Source organism: Clostridium sp. D33t1_170424_F3 (assembly GCF_015667585.1).
Classification (GTDB): domain Bacteria; phylum Bacillota; class Clostridia; order Oscillospirales; family Acutalibacteraceae; genus Anaeromassilibacillus.
The window spans coordinates 103,951-117,287 of the sequence record NZ_JADPEG010000009.1 but is presented as its reverse complement, the minus strand read 5'-3'; the positions used below and the strand labels follow the sequence as shown (position 1 = coordinate 117,287).

13 protein-coding genes are annotated in these 13,337 nt (G+C 51.1%); 10 read left to right on the top strand and 3 right to left on the bottom strand.

Features of this window, described 5'->3' with window-relative positions:
- Positions 1-12: 12 nt before the first annotated feature.
- Genes I4V53_RS07900 through I4V53_RS07860 form a run of 9 tightly spaced genes read left to right on the top strand, consistent with a single transcriptional unit; the run spans position 13 to position 9,744 of the window.
- Complete coding sequence (locus I4V53_RS07900; RefSeq protein WP_195985150.1) at positions 13-1,281, top strand: O-antigen ligase family protein; 1,269 nt, start codon at positions 13-15, stop codon at positions 1,279-1,281.
- A complete protein-coding gene (locus tag I4V53_RS07895) occupies positions 1,262-2,677 on the top strand; it encodes a hypothetical protein (RefSeq protein ID WP_195985149.1) in 1,416 nt (471 codons plus the stop codon). The genes I4V53_RS07900 and I4V53_RS07895 overlap by 20 nt, the downstream gene beginning before the upstream one ends.
- On the top strand, positions 2,674-4,146 hold the full coding sequence (locus I4V53_RS07890; protein WP_195985148.1) for a GumC domain-containing protein: 1,473 nt from the start codon (positions 2,674-2,676) through the stop codon (positions 4,144-4,146). Before I4V53_RS07895 ends, I4V53_RS07890 begins: the two co-directional genes overlap by 4 nt.
- Before the next feature lies 1 nt (position 4,147).
- On the top strand, positions 4,148-5,044 hold the full coding sequence (locus tag I4V53_RS07885) for a metallophosphoesterase (protein WP_195985147.1): 897 nt from the start codon (positions 4,148-4,150) through the stop codon (positions 5,042-5,044).
- Positions 5,045-5,049: 5 nt separating this feature from the next.
- Positions 5,050-5,862 carry a glycosyltransferase family 2 protein gene (locus tag I4V53_RS07880; RefSeq protein ID WP_286167080.1) on the top strand — a complete coding sequence of 271 codons (813 nt, stop codon included), beginning with the start codon at positions 5,050-5,052 and terminating at the stop codon, positions 5,860-5,862.
- A gap of 15 nt (positions 5,863-5,877) precedes the next feature.
- On the top strand, positions 5,878-6,684 hold the full coding sequence (locus tag I4V53_RS07875) for a glycosyltransferase family A protein (protein WP_195985145.1): 807 nt from the start codon (positions 5,878-5,880) through the stop codon (positions 6,682-6,684).
- Complete coding sequence (locus I4V53_RS07870) at positions 6,681-7,859, top strand: glycosyltransferase (protein WP_195985144.1); 1,179 nt, start codon at positions 6,681-6,683, stop codon at positions 7,857-7,859. The genes I4V53_RS07875 and I4V53_RS07870 overlap by 4 nt, the downstream gene beginning before the upstream one ends.
- A gap of 18 nt (positions 7,860-7,877) precedes the next feature.
- Positions 7,878-9,188 (top strand): UDP-glucose dehydrogenase family protein, encoded by a 1,311-nt coding sequence (locus tag I4V53_RS07865; protein ID WP_195985143.1) that lies wholly within the window; start codon positions 7,878-7,880, stop codon positions 9,186-9,188.
- Between the two features lie 13 nt (positions 9,189-9,201).
- Positions 9,202-9,744, top strand: coding sequence for an acyltransferase (locus I4V53_RS07860; protein ID WP_353616496.1), 543 nt, complete (start codon positions 9,202-9,204; stop codon positions 9,742-9,744).
- A gap of 187 nt (positions 9,745-9,931) precedes the next feature.
- Here I4V53_RS07860 and feoB read toward each other — a convergent pair whose 3' ends face one another.
- From feoB to I4V53_RS07845, 3 genes are read right to left on the bottom strand one after another with little or no spacing between them, the layout of a single operon-like run.
- Entirely contained in the window at positions 9,932-11,788 is a 1,857-nt protein-coding gene (gene feoB, locus I4V53_RS07855; protein ID WP_195985142.1) for a ferrous iron transport protein B, read from the bottom strand.
- 23 nt (positions 11,789-11,811) lie between these two features.
- The gene (locus I4V53_RS07850) at positions 11,812-12,336 is read right to left on the bottom strand and encodes a spore maturation protein (RefSeq protein ID WP_286167078.1); all 525 of its coding nucleotides are present in this window, start codon (positions 12,334-12,336) and stop codon (positions 11,812-11,814) included.
- The gene (locus I4V53_RS07845) at positions 12,329-12,937 is read right to left on the bottom strand and encodes a nucleoside recognition domain-containing protein (RefSeq protein ID WP_286167077.1); all 609 of its coding nucleotides are present in this window, start codon (positions 12,935-12,937) and stop codon (positions 12,329-12,331) included. The genes I4V53_RS07850 and I4V53_RS07845 overlap by 8 nt, the downstream gene beginning before the upstream one ends.
- A gap of 138 nt (positions 12,938-13,075) precedes the next feature.
- On the opposite strand from I4V53_RS07845, the gene I4V53_RS07840 reads away from it, so the two are divergent.
- The gene (locus I4V53_RS07840; protein ID WP_050698445.1) at positions 13,076-13,327 is read left to right on the top strand and encodes an AbrB/MazE/SpoVT family DNA-binding domain-containing protein; all 252 of its coding nucleotides are present in this window, start codon (positions 13,076-13,078) and stop codon (positions 13,325-13,327) included.
- Positions 13,328-13,337 lie beyond the last annotated feature (10 nt).

Genomic DNA, 13,337 nt, shown 5'->3' with positions numbered 1-13,337 from the left:
GGTGATGACTGGTTGGAAAATCGCCTGACACGATTCCGCGACCGTATGCGGAAAAAGGCGGCTGCAGAGGAACGCATCGGTGTGGACGCCTGGCTGATCAGTTTTTATTATTTCTGTATGCCGCTTACTTTTATCACCCTGATCCCCGGCGTATCCGTTCTGAAAGCCGCGACGCTTCCCGTTGCTGGTATTTTATTTCTCCGTTTGTTTGTCGCCAAAAATAACGAAATGCGCTTTAACAGTGTGCATTTATTTTATACGCTGCATCTGCTTTTCCTGGCCAGCACTTTGCTGTTTTTCCGGGGTTCGGAGAGCATGACCGTCGTAAAGGACATCGCTCTGGCGCTGGTGGTCACCATTATGGCGACCTGCCGGATCTATAACCAGAAGGAACGCCAGCTGGTCGCCTACACCTGGCTGCTGGTCGGCATTGTATGTATGGCGCTCTGCTTCTCCAGCAACCAGACTATCTACGGCGACCGCACCACGATCATCGTAATGGGTTCAGAGGAAGACCCCAACTTTTTCTGCATTTATTTTATTTTCCCCGTTCTGTTTGCGATGGAGCAGCTGGTCCAAAAAACAAAGCTGCGCTTCATCGCCCCGATTTATCTGGCGCTGGCGTTTTACGCCATCCTGCGGACCGGCTCGCGCGGCGGACTGGCGGCAATTGTAATTTCCATGCTCGCCTATGTTATGCTGGTTGTAAAAAATCCGAAGACCAAGCTGAAAATCCTGATCGCGCTTCTGGTTGTCGCTTTTGTAATCGTATTTATCGTGCTGCCGCTGCTGCCCGACATGCTCAAGGAACGGTACAGCCTGGAACAGATCCAGGAGGATAAGGGCAGCGGCCGATTTGACATCTGGGGCTTTCTCATTAACTATGTATTCTCCGACGCACAGGCACTGGTGCACGGGTTCGGCGTGTGTGCCACCATTGAGATTATGACCGAGAACGGGTTTCTCAATACTTACGCGCACAACCAGTGGATTCAAGCGCTGTTCGACCAGGGACTGATCGGTCTGCTGCTGTACACCTCCCTGATGGCCTCCAGCTTCTTCCGCAACATTAAGAACAATCCGTTGTTTTCCTGTGCGATCGTCGCCATATTTGCATTTTCCCTCTCTCTCAGCTTCTACACCCACAAACAATATTTAAACGTATTTATGATGTGCGCCATGAACTTCCGGCCCCTGACGGCGCAGAGCCCGAAAACGACTGCCGCCCCGGCTGATTCCACAGAAAGGAGCGAACTGCCGATTGATTGCAAAGCTGTTTAACAAAAGGAATTTCATCATCGTACTCTGCTTTTCCATCATCATTCCTTTGCTGGGAGGGTCTTACACCTTTTTGGCCAGTTACAACCGGCAGGGCATGACCCTGGCTTTGAGTTACACAGGATCGGAAAAGGGATATAATCCCGACGGCAGCAAATTCAATGTCTACGAGATGAAATCGGATAAAATCATAGACGAAATGCTGAATCGTATGGATGTGGAGGACCTGACCACAGAGTTTGTAAAAACCCGCATCACCATTGAGGCAAAATCCGCCAAGCAAAGCTACAGCCGCGTCTATTCCGCCGTCACCAATTCCCGTTCCTCCGTCTATATTCCAATGGAGTTCACCATCTGGTATTCGCAGAAGGATAAATTCGCGGAAAACCACACAGTTCAGCTGCTTTCTACCCTGGCGGAGGTCTATACCGAATACTTCAATGACCGGTATACGGAAAAAAATACGGTTTTGGACGTAAGCGACCTTGACCTGTCCAAATACGATTATTCGGAGATCGTCTCAATCTATGGAGACCGCATCTCTTCTATGCTGGCCCTGCTGAGCACCTACAAAGGGGAAAACAGCACCTTCCGTTCTGCAGAAACCAAACAGACCTTTGTCAGCCTGATGGATATGCTCAACAACCTGCGCAACGTGGAACTTCCCAAACTGGAAGCCTATATTACCACTTCCGGTGTAAGTAAGGATAAATTCACCTATCTGAACAAAATCGACTATCTGCACAACTCGCAGGAGCTGCTGTTTAACAAGGCGAGTTCCTCCAAAAATATCATTCTTGGCGCAATCGACCAGTACGACGCGGAACTCACCGGTTCCCTGTTCATCCCGACGATTGACAAGAATCAAAATCTTTACATGAACAAAACGAAGACCGGCATTGATTACCTGGCGCAGCGCGCACAAACCAAGGGCGTTGAAACGGAATCGATTCGTGCTAGCATGGAGCATTACAATTTCCTGACCTCCGTCTACTCGCAATCCACCGTGACCTCCTCTTCTCCGGAAATGCGCACCGCACAGGAAATGACGGAAAGCATCAACAAGCAGCTGACGGAAATCGCCGCGCTCGCCAAAACCACCTGCGACGAATATCTTTCCGACAAAACGCACGATTACCTTTCCTTTTCCATTCCGGAAGACCCGCTGTCCTCCGCGCTTTCTGTGCGCAATTTGATCCGTTATGGGATTATGGGTTTTATCCTCGGCTGCATGGCGGCAGTTTTTTCTGCCATCGCCCTGCCGCACCTGATCAAGGGATATGAGTGGATCAAGCATGAACCGCTCTTCTCTCATCCCTCTGAAACGTCTCCCAAAAAAGCCAGGCGGCAAAAAAAGCGGAGATATGCACATGTGACGAAGGGGGAGGAAACATCATGATTGTATCTATGAAGGAAATCTTTCACTATATTTTCAAGTGGAAATTTTTTATTCTCTTTTCGATCATAGGCTGCGTACTTCTTTCCTACCTCTATGTACAGCAAAAACAGAGCTATTCGGCCAACATCATCATCCAGTTTGAAGACGCCTCTATCTCTGAAGGTTTGAATCCGGATGGAACCACCTTCGACATTAACGAGATCACTTCCCCGACCCTGATTTTGCAGACGCTGGAAGATCTTTCTTTGAACGAAAGCGTGGATAAAATCCGTTCCAGCCTCGCCATCAAGTCGATCACCCCGAATTATATTGAAGAACTGCAAGCCGCGAAGACCAAGGACGGCGAAGAATACACCTATTATCCCAACCAGTTTATTATCACCTACAACGACCGGCGCGGCGCTCCGCAGGGAGAACTCTACGATATTCTTGACGCATTGATTAATAACTACATCCTTTACTATAACAAAACCTATATCAACCAGGCATATATCACAGAAAACAACTACTCAATTGAAAATGAAAACTACGACTATATCGAAATTGCAGACCTGCTGGACAACAACATCCACGACGTGATGAACAATCTGAATCGCCTGTCCGACAACAGCCAGAATTACCGTTCCCCATCAACCGGATACAATTTTTCCGACTTGCATAAAAAATATAACGAGCTGGCAACGTTCGACATGCCGCTGATCTATTCCGAGATTTACGAGGGGCAGATCACCAAAAACCGTGAAATTCTTTTAAAAAAGTACCAGCACAGTAAAAACAACTACACGATGCAGTCCAATACCAACGCCACACAGGCGGAAAGCACCCTCCAGGTAATTCAGAAATTTGCAGACGCCAACCGGGACCTGCCGAACGCCTATAACCAGGCCGACGACAGCCGTAACGACGACGACCTGCCGGTGAGCAAGGACCAGTTGGAGTATGGCGATACAATTAACGACACCACCTATGACGACCTGATGGACACGTATGTAGAATACGCCATTGGCGCCAGCAATAATAAAATTGATGCAGCGCACTGTGAGGAAGTCATCAGCATTTTCAGCGCGGAACCGTCCGGCGTCGACACCGGAAAACTGTTGAAAAGCGTGACGGAACGCATCGCGTATGTACAGAACAAACTGCAGGAACTGAACGAAATCGCGGATAAAACCATGTCGGATTATAACACCTATCTGGCCAGCCGCCATGTAACGCAGCTGACCGGCGTACAGGTGGTTGCCAATGTCGGATTCCTGCTCTACGCCGTGCTCAGCTTCATATTGGGGCTTGGCGGCAGCACTGTATTCGCTCTCTCGTATGAAATCTTCCGCAAGCTCAGACGAGAGGAACAGGAAAAGGCGTTGAGAGCCGTCGAATCGGACGGAGAAGCTTCCCTTTCAGAGACAGAACCGCAGGAATCAAATCCCGCCGCCCCTGCAATACCCTTGGAAGGAGCAGAAGACAGATAAGATGGGAAAAATCATTATAAAAATTGCAAAGACCCTGTTGATCTTCATTGCAATCCTTGTGCTGCTGCTTTCCGCGTTGACCGGCTATGTGTTCTGGGATAACAGCCGCGTTGTTACCAACCGGCAGGTCCTGACCTTCCGTGGACTTCCGCAAGCATTTGACAACACCATTATTGCGTTAATAACCGATTTCCACAACAGTGGAAATTACCAAAAGGTCATTGCAAACGTTAAAGCGGCCAATCCCTCCTATATTTTTATTGCGGGCGATCTGGTCAGTATGGATACAACCGATTTTCACAATACAGAAGCCTTACTGAAGGGCCTTGTGGAAATTGCGCCCGTCTATTACGCTTACGGCAACCACGAAATCTGGAGCCAGAACGAAGAAGACGGAACCATCGCCGTTGGGGATTTGGCCAGAAGTTTAGGCGTCCAAGTGCTGAACGACGAAATTGTTTCCCTGGAAAAGGACGGGGAAACGATCAACGTCGTTGGAATCCGGGACCTCCCCTATCCGGATGGCGATTATCATTACGATGACCATATGACGGAAAAGGTCAATCAGCTGGCTTTAAAACTGGACCCGAATACGTTTACCATCGGTCTGTTCCACCGCGCCAATCAGGCAGATCTTCTGGAAGAGCTGCCGTGCAATCTGGTTCTGTCCGGGCATACGCACGGCGGACACGTAAACCTGCCCGGTATTCAGGATAAGATTTTGGAAACCCATATGGGTGGCGAAGTCAAATACGTCAAGGGGCTTTATAAACTGTCTGACCGGCAGATTATGGTCAGCAGCGGCGTCGGTGTGGAAGAAAATCTTCCCCGTGTCTTTAACACGCCGGAAGTGGTGGTAATCCGCCTGAATTTGGCTTGGAAAGATGGAAGGCCGTGAGTAACATGAAAAAGGTTTCGATCATTGTTCCCGCTTACAACTGTGAAGCATATATCACCAAATGCATAGACAGCCTCGTCGGACAGACGTATCCCGCTCTGGAAATACTCGTGGTGAATGATGGATCGACCGATCAGACTCTCTCCATTTTAGAGCAGTACGGGGACCGCATCACCGTCGTCACCAAGGAAAACGGCGGCGTCGCGGAGGCGCGAAATACCGCTCTGCACCGTTCGACAGGCGACTTTATTCTGTTTGTGGACAGTGACGACTACCTGGACCCCGACTGTGTGGAAACGGTTGTCCGCAAGCAGGAGGAAAGCCAGGCCGACATTGTCCGTTTTTCCTACCGCCTGGTATATTCTGACGGACGTATAGAACCTCCCATTGATTACTTTAAAGAAGATTCCCTGGTGTCAAAACCGGATTTCCAAAAGTATATTTATCCCTATTTTCTCTCTGCAATCCGCTTTAATTCCGTGTGGGCCACCCTCTACAAAAGAGAGATGATCGCGGACCTGTCCTTTGTCAGCAACATGAAAACGGCGGAAGATGCCGTTTTTTCTCTGGAAGCCTACACCCGGGCACAGACGGCCCTGCTGGTTACCGATGTCTTTTACTACTATGTACAGACTTCCTCCGGCCTGACCAGCCGCAGCCTGAGCCTGCTGGATAAGTACAGATGCAATTTTCGGCTTTCGGGTTACATATTGAAAAAACTGGACGATTGGGGAATGAACACCCTCCCCAACCGGTGCAAAACGTGTATCCGGCCGGTCGCGCTGACCTTTCACAAACTGCGCCGGGGAATTAAATAAAATGGAGGATTGTATATGCGGCTGCAAGTCCTGATTGCAACCATGCAGCAAACCGATCACAGTTTGCTGGAACGCATGAATATCCAGTCGGATGCCATTATCGGAAACCAGTGCGACCGAAACGAAGTGGAATGCTTTGACTACAACGGCCATTCCATCTGCTATTGCTCCTTTCAGGAGCGCGGCGTCGGCCTGAACCGCAATAACGCCTGGATGCGCGCGAATGCGGAGATCTGTCTCTTTGCGGACGACGATGTGCGTTACCGCGACCATTACGCGGAACTGATTTTAGAGGAATTCGCCCACCACCCGGAAGCTGACCTCATCGTCTTCAATCTGGATTGCAAAAACGAGGGAAGAAAAGATTACATCATCCCAAAGTTTTCCAAGGTACAGTGGCATAATTCCCTCCGCTACGGCACCTACCGCATCGCGGTACGGACTACACGGGCCCGCCGGGCCAACGTCTGTTTCAGCTTATTATTCGGCGGAGGCGCGCGGTATGGGTCAGGCGAAGACGTCATCTTTCTCAACGAATGCCGCAAAAAGGGGTTGCGTGTCTATGCAAGTCCCCTTTTTATCGGCGAAGTCACACATGAGGAATCCACCTGGTTTGACGGTTATTCAGAAAAATTCTTCCGGGATAAGGGCGCGTTGTTTGCACACCTTTCCTCCAGGCTTGCCAAACCGCTGTGCTTGCAGCTTTTGTTGCGGCATCCGGATTTTCTCAGCAAAGAAATTCCGCTGAAAAAAGCATATCGGTATATGAAGCAGGGGATCCAGGAATACCTTGGAAAAAATCCAGGAGGCGAAGTACTTTGAAGAAAAAACTGCTCTTTGTCAACAACAATCTGCACAGCGGCGGAATCCAGCGCAGCCTGCTGAATCTGCTGCACAATATTGAAAACCAATATGATATTACGCTTCTTCTTATGTACCCGGAAGGAGAATACAAGGAGCAGCTCCCCAAAAACATTGCCGTGTTGAACAGCCCTCCCCTGCTGCGTGTCCTCGGTATGAGCCAAAAAGAGGTTCTGCACGAGAATAAGCTGCTGTTTTTCTGGCGCTCTTTTTTCGCCGTCCTGTGCCGCTGGTTTGGCAACTCTGTTCCCCTGCGTATTTTGGCGCAATTTCAGCCGAAGCTCAGCGGATACGACGCTGCGATTTCTTACATGCAAAGCGAAGCGCCTAAGCTTCTTTATGGCGGCACAAATGAAATTGTCCTGAAACGGATCGATGCAAAAGAAAAGATCGCCGTCGTCCATTCCGACTTTTTAAACTGCGGCAGCAATACGCCTGCTATCCGCAAGCTCTATCAAAGATTTGATAAGGTTATATCCTGTTCCAGCGGATGCCGGGAACGCTTTATTCAGGCGAATCCCAGCCTTAAAGACCGAACCTATGTGGTCAACAACTTTAACGAGTACGATAAGATCGTCCAAATGGGCAATCAGGACCCCATTCCCTATCCGGAAGATCGGATCAACCTTGTGACTGTTGCACGTCTGAGCGAAGAAAAGGGGATCGAACGCGCGCTGTTGGCCGTGCAGAAATGCCTGAAAAGCGGCATTCCGATTCTTTATCACATCATTGGGGATGGAATGCAGCGCATTCCCCTGCAGGAAATGTGCAGGCAGCTGGATATCTCCGAGCAGGTATTTTTTTATGGTACAAAAAAGAATCCCTATCGCTACATAAAAAACGCGGACCTGTTTTTCCTTACCTCCTATCACGAGGCGGCTCCCATTGTGTTCAGCGAGTCCAAATGCCTCGGTGTGCCGATTCTGGCGACGCAGACCACATCGGTCAAGGAGATGATTCTGGACGATGAAGCGGGATGGGTCTGTGAAAACAATGCGGAAGACATCTGCCGCATGCTGAAAGAGGTCTGCTCCAACCCGGAAGCGCTCCGGCAAAAAAAACAGCTTCTTGCCGGCAGAACCTATACCAACGCATGTTCGCAGGCACAGTGGCGTCATGCCCTGGGAGAAGATTGAAAACAGAGGTGGAATCTTATGAAAATTGCAGTGGCCGGAACCGGTTATGTCGGTCTGGTAACAGGCGTTTGCCTGGCGGAGCACGGGCATACCGTCACTTGTGTGGACGTGGACGAAGAAAAAATCCGTCTGATGCAAAGCGGCATATCCCCCATTTATGAAGACGGCCTGTCCGAACTGATGCAGAAAAACAGCCGCCGCCTGTCCTATACGACAGACTATGCCTCCGCCTACGCGGACTGCGATGTAATCATCATCGGCGTGGGCACGCCGGAAAAGAAGGACGGAAGCGCCAATTTGACATACGTCTTCGGCGTTGCCAGACAAATCGCAGAGAGCGCCGCGCGCGACTGCGTTGTGGTGGTCAAATCGACCGTACCCATTGGAACCAACGACAAAGTGGAAGCACTGCTGAACGCCAATTGCCGTGCGGGCGTCCGGTTGACGGTCGCATCCAACCCGGAATTCCTCGCGCAGGGAACCGCCGTACGGGACACCCTGCACGCATCCCGTATCGTCATCGGCGTCGAGGACGAAAAAACAGGGAAAATCATGCGGGAAATGTACAGGGATTTTGACGCGCCCATCCTGGTCACCAACCGCAAAAGCGCGGAGATGATCAAGTATGCATCCAACGATTTCCTCGCGTTAAAAATCTCTTATATCAACGAGATCGCTCTGCTCTGTGAGCTGATCGGCGCAGACATCGACGACGTCGCCAAAGGTATGGGCTACGACAGCCGCATCGGGAACAAATTCCTGAACGCAGGCATCGGCTATGGCGGCAGCTGCTTTCCAAAGGATACCAAGGCTCTGCACTGGCTTGCCAATTTTCACGATTATGAAATCAAGACCATCAAAGCCGCCATTGAAGTCAATGAAAATCAAAAATTGAAGCCGATCAAAATTGCGCGTAAATATTTTGACAGCCTGGAGGGCTTGACCATCGCCGTACTGGGTCTGACCTTCAAACCGGGCACGGATGACCTGCGTGAGGCTCCGTCGCTCGTCAATATCCCCATTATGTTGGAGGACGGCGCAACCGTAAAAGCCTGGGATCCCGTGGGCGTTGAAAACTTTCAAAAGCAGGAGCCCGGCAACGTCCTGTACTGCGACACCATCGAGCAGACCCTGGACGGAGCCGACCTGTGCTTCATATTCACCGAGTGGCCGCAGGTAAAAAGTTTGGACGTCTCCAGCTTTGCCAAACGCATGAAGCGCCCCATCATCATCGACGGGCGCAACTGCTATGCACTGGAACAAATGGCAAAGGAACCGGTCATCTATCGCAGCATCGGAAGACGGCCCATCCTGAACTGGCAGCCGTAATGGAGGAACCCGCGTGAAAAAGATTTTGAAATGGATACAGAAAGCTGTCTGCTGGTTTTTATACCAATATTTTGCCCGCTATCTGCCGAATTCCTTTGCGCCGATTAAACTGGGCGGCAAGCACATCCGCGGGTTTCTGGTAAAGCGGTTTGTCGCCAAATGCGGAAAAGGCGTCAATGTGGAGCGCAAAGCCAATATCTCCACCCGCCTGGAAATCGGCGATTATTCCGGAATCGGTGTTGAAGCCAACATTTATGGCAAAACCATCATTGGCAATGATGTGATGATGGGTCCATGGTGCGTCATTTACACGGAAAACCACAATTTTTCCGATACAGAGCGCCCCATGCGCCTGCAGGGGATGAGTGAGGAAAAGCCGGTCACCATTGAGGACGACGTCTGGATCGGCGGCAGAGTCACCATTCTGCCGGGCGTCACCATTGGACAAGGCGCCATTGTTGGGGCCTGTTCCGTCGTAACCAGGGATGTACCGCCCTACGCCGTGGCAGCCGGCAATCCGGCACGCGTCGTTAAATACAGAAAAAACGTTGACTAAGGCATTTGCAAACTGTGAAAAAAGCGGCCGGGGGATCGTGAATCCCGCCCGGCCGCTTTTTCTTTTGCCATGCGCATGGATGCGGACACCCGATACATCCGCCGCACTTTCTACGGGATAAAAACGGCGCCGCCAAACATCCCACCGCCAACAATCCAATAAAAATATCCGCCATTACCTCTCCCCCTTAACTCCATTTTTGCAGCAGGGACGCCACCTGGTAAAACAGTGCAGAAGCATACCACGCCACTCCCAGCTGCCAAATTACGGTTACCACGGTCCATTTCAAGCTTGCCATTTCCCGCCGGATGGCGGAAAGCGCTGCCACACACGGCGTATAAAACAGGACGAACAACAAAAAGGAGCAGGCGGACAGGGACGTGAATGTCCCTTGCAGCGCGGTTGTAAGGCTTTCCGCCCCGCTGTACAGCACTCCCATGGAGCTGACAACGCTCTCCTTTGCAATCAGCCCGGTTAAAAGAGAAACCGCCGGCTTCCATTCTCCAAAGCCGCACAGCGTGAATACCGGTGCGATCCAGCCGCCGATTTGCGCCAACATACTCTGCGCACTGTCCGTTACATATTGGAAATCAGGAGAAAAGGATCGCAGCAGCCAGATCAAAACCGTCGCCCCCAGCAAAACCGTCCCCGCGCGCTGCAAAAAATCTTTGATTCTTTCCCATACATGCAGACGCAGGCTTTTTAACGTCGGCAGGCGGTACGGCGGCAGCTCCATCACAAAGGGCGCCGAATCGCCTTTTAAAACGGTGTTCTTAAAAAACAGGGCAGACAATATCCCCAGTACAATTCCCAGCAGGTAAAAGCAGAAAATGGCCAGTGGGCGCTTATCCGGAAAAAACGCCGCGATGAACAGCGAATATACCGGCATCTTTGCGCTGCAGGACATGAAGGGCAGAATTAAAATGGTCAGCCGTTTATCCTTTTCATTCTCCAGAATGCGCGTTCCCATGACGGCGGGAACCGTGCATCCAAAACCCATCAGCAGCGGCACAAACGCCCGTCCGGACAGGCCAAGCTTTCGCATGGGCGCGTCCATAATAAACGCCGCGCGCGCCATATAGCCGCTGTCCTCCAGCAGGGAAAGCAGAAAAAACAGCAGGACAATCTGCGGCAAAAACGATACCACAGAACCGATACCAGCCAGGATTCCATCCACCACAAGGCTTCTGGCCCAAACAGACGCACCGGCTGCAAGCAGCGTCTGTTCCATCCAAACGGAACAGGCGGCAAAAAATCCGGCGACTCCGTCCGCCAAAAACGAACCAATACTTCCGAATGTAACGACAAAGATCAAAAACACCATGGCAAAAAAGAGCGGGATCGCTAAAAAGCGATTGGTTACAACCGCATCAATCCGGTCGCTCAAACTTTTCTCCGGCTGCGGCGCACGCATCATGCAGCGTCCTACAAGGGCCTCTACGGCACCGTAACGTCTTTCCGCCCATACTGCCTCCCTGTCCGGCATGTCCTCTCCCGGCACCGTGTAAGGTAATCGGCGTACCGTAGGCTTCTGCCCATCTCTCATTCGCACAACAGCCCGCAGCAAATCCGGTAGTCCATTCCCTTTCGCGGCGGAAATGGGAACGACCGGCACGCCCAATTCCTTCTGGAACTGCATGCTGTCTGCCCGGTCGCCCCGTTTTTCCAAAACATCCAGCATATTCAGCGCCACTACGACCGGCATACCGCGTTCCAGTAGCTGCATGGTCAGGTACAGGTTGCGTTCCGGGTTTGTCGCATCCACCACGTCAATTATGACGTCCGGTTTTTCGTCCCGTAAAAAACGTTCCGCAATTGCCTCTTCCGGGGAATATGGTGAAAGGGAATACACGCCGGGCAGGTCGGTTATCTCGATCTCCCAGTCCCCATAAAATGCACGGCCTCCCTTTTTTTCCACTGTAACACCGGGCCAATTGCCCACATACTGGCTGCTCCCGGTCAGACGGTTGAACAGCGTCGTTTTTCCACAGTTCGGATTCCCCGCCAGAGCAATCTGCAACACCTTTCTTTTCTCTTCCCGCATCCTCTTCCCTCTCCCAATTCTTTTTAACCGCCAAAGAAATACCGTACCGACAACGCTGCGATGACAAAGGCTGCAAAATCGGCTGTTAACGCCGCCGGAATCGTATGGCGTGTTTTTTTGATTCCCACCGCTCCATAATAGACAGCGATGCAGTAGAAGGTCGTTTCCGTAGATCCCGCCATGACAGACGCCACACGGCCCGCAAAGCTGTCCGGGCCACTGCTCTCAAAGATCTGCGTCAATAAGGCTGTGGCGCCGCTTCCGGATATGGGTTTGATTAGAGCAAGCGGCATGACGTTAGCCGGCAACCCCAACAGCTGCGCCACAGGAGCCAAAAAGGAAGCAATCATATCCAGCGCGCCGGAAGCTTTCAGCATGGTGACCGCCATAATCAGGCCGACCAGCGTAGGAAGAATGGAAAAGCTGGAAGCCAGCCCTTCCTTCGCCCCCTCCACAAACGCATCGAATACCGGCACGCGTCGGATAATACCGAACAGAAGGATGAGCAATATCATAATGGGTACGGCGTAAATGCCCAGCTTATCCAACTTTTCGGCCCTCCATCAGCTTTGCCGCCAACAGCCCAACCGCCAAAGAGATCATGGAAGTGATCCAAACAGCAGGCAGGATATCAAACGGCGCGGCGGCTCCGTAGTTGGCCCGGAGCGTTCCCATAAAGGTTGGGATCAGCTGCAGGGAAGCGGTATTCAGTACGACAAACATCACCATGGAGTTGTTTGCGGTCCTCTCGTCGGTATTATTTTTCTGCATCTCCTTCATTGCCGCAATTCCCATCGGCGTCGCGGCGTTGCCAAGCCCCAGTAAATTCGCCGTGATATTCATGCAGACCGCCTTTGCCGCTGGGCTTTCCGGCGGATATGCGGGAAACAGCCTGCGCAATACCGGGGACAAAACTCGCGCCAATATGGAGGTCAAGCCGCCCGCATCGGCAATTTTCATTAAACCTGTCCACGCACACATCATGCCGAGCATGCCCAAAACCAGTTCCGCCGCGTTCCCCGCTCCCGCTAAAACCGCGTCGGAAAGCTGCGGCATACGCCCGGTTGCCAGGGCGCAGAAGATGCTGATCAGGATCATTCCCGCCCACACTTTATTGAGCAAATTCTCCACCTCGTTCGTCAACTTCATTATCCTATTAGTATTCATTAGCAATAACATTTAGTATATTTTTCACCTTCATTATATTGACATAAATGGTAAAAAATGCTATGATGACAACAGAAAGCGACAAAAGCGACAACATTCATAAGAAAGGTGATGTTTTACTTGAAATCAACCGGCATTGTACGAAAAGTTGACGAATTAGGCCGCATTGTGTTACCAAAAGAGCTGCGCAGCACTTTAAATATTCAGGAAAAAGACCCGCTGGAAATCTTTGTGGAGGACTCTGTCATCATCCTCAAAAAGTACCAGCCCGCCTGTATTTTTTGCAACAGCATGAATGAGATTACCACTTACAAGGGCTTAAACATCTGCAGCAATTGCCTGAAAAAGCTGGCAACGCTTGCGCAGGACTGATTTTCTTTTT

Excerpts from the sequence above, each read along its gene's own strand:
- I4V53_RS07875 (WP_195985145.1), top strand. The coding sequence starts at position 5,878 with ATGCGGCTGCAAGTCCTGATTGCAACCATGCAGCAAACCGATCACAGT.
- I4V53_RS07865 (WP_195985143.1), top strand. The coding sequence starts at position 7,878 with ATGAAAATTGCAGTGGCCGGAACCGGTTATGTCGGTCTGGTAACAGGC.
- feoB (WP_195985142.1), bottom strand. The coding sequence starts at position 11,788 with ATGCGGGAAGAGAAAAGAAAGGTGTTGCAGATTGCTCTGGCGGGGAAT.
- I4V53_RS07885 (WP_195985147.1), top strand. The coding sequence starts at position 4,148 with ATGGGAAAAATCATTATAAAAATTGCAAAGACCCTGTTGATCTTCATT.
- I4V53_RS07890 (WP_195985148.1), top strand. The coding sequence starts at position 2,674 with ATGATTGTATCTATGAAGGAAATCTTTCACTATATTTTCAAGTGGAAA.
- I4V53_RS07845 (WP_286167077.1), bottom strand. The coding sequence starts at position 12,937 with ATGAAGTTGACGAACGAGGTGGAGAATTTGCTCAATAAAGTGTGGGCG.
- I4V53_RS07880 (WP_286167080.1), top strand. The coding sequence starts at position 5,050 with ATGAAAAAGGTTTCGATCATTGTTCCCGCTTACAACTGTGAAGCATAT.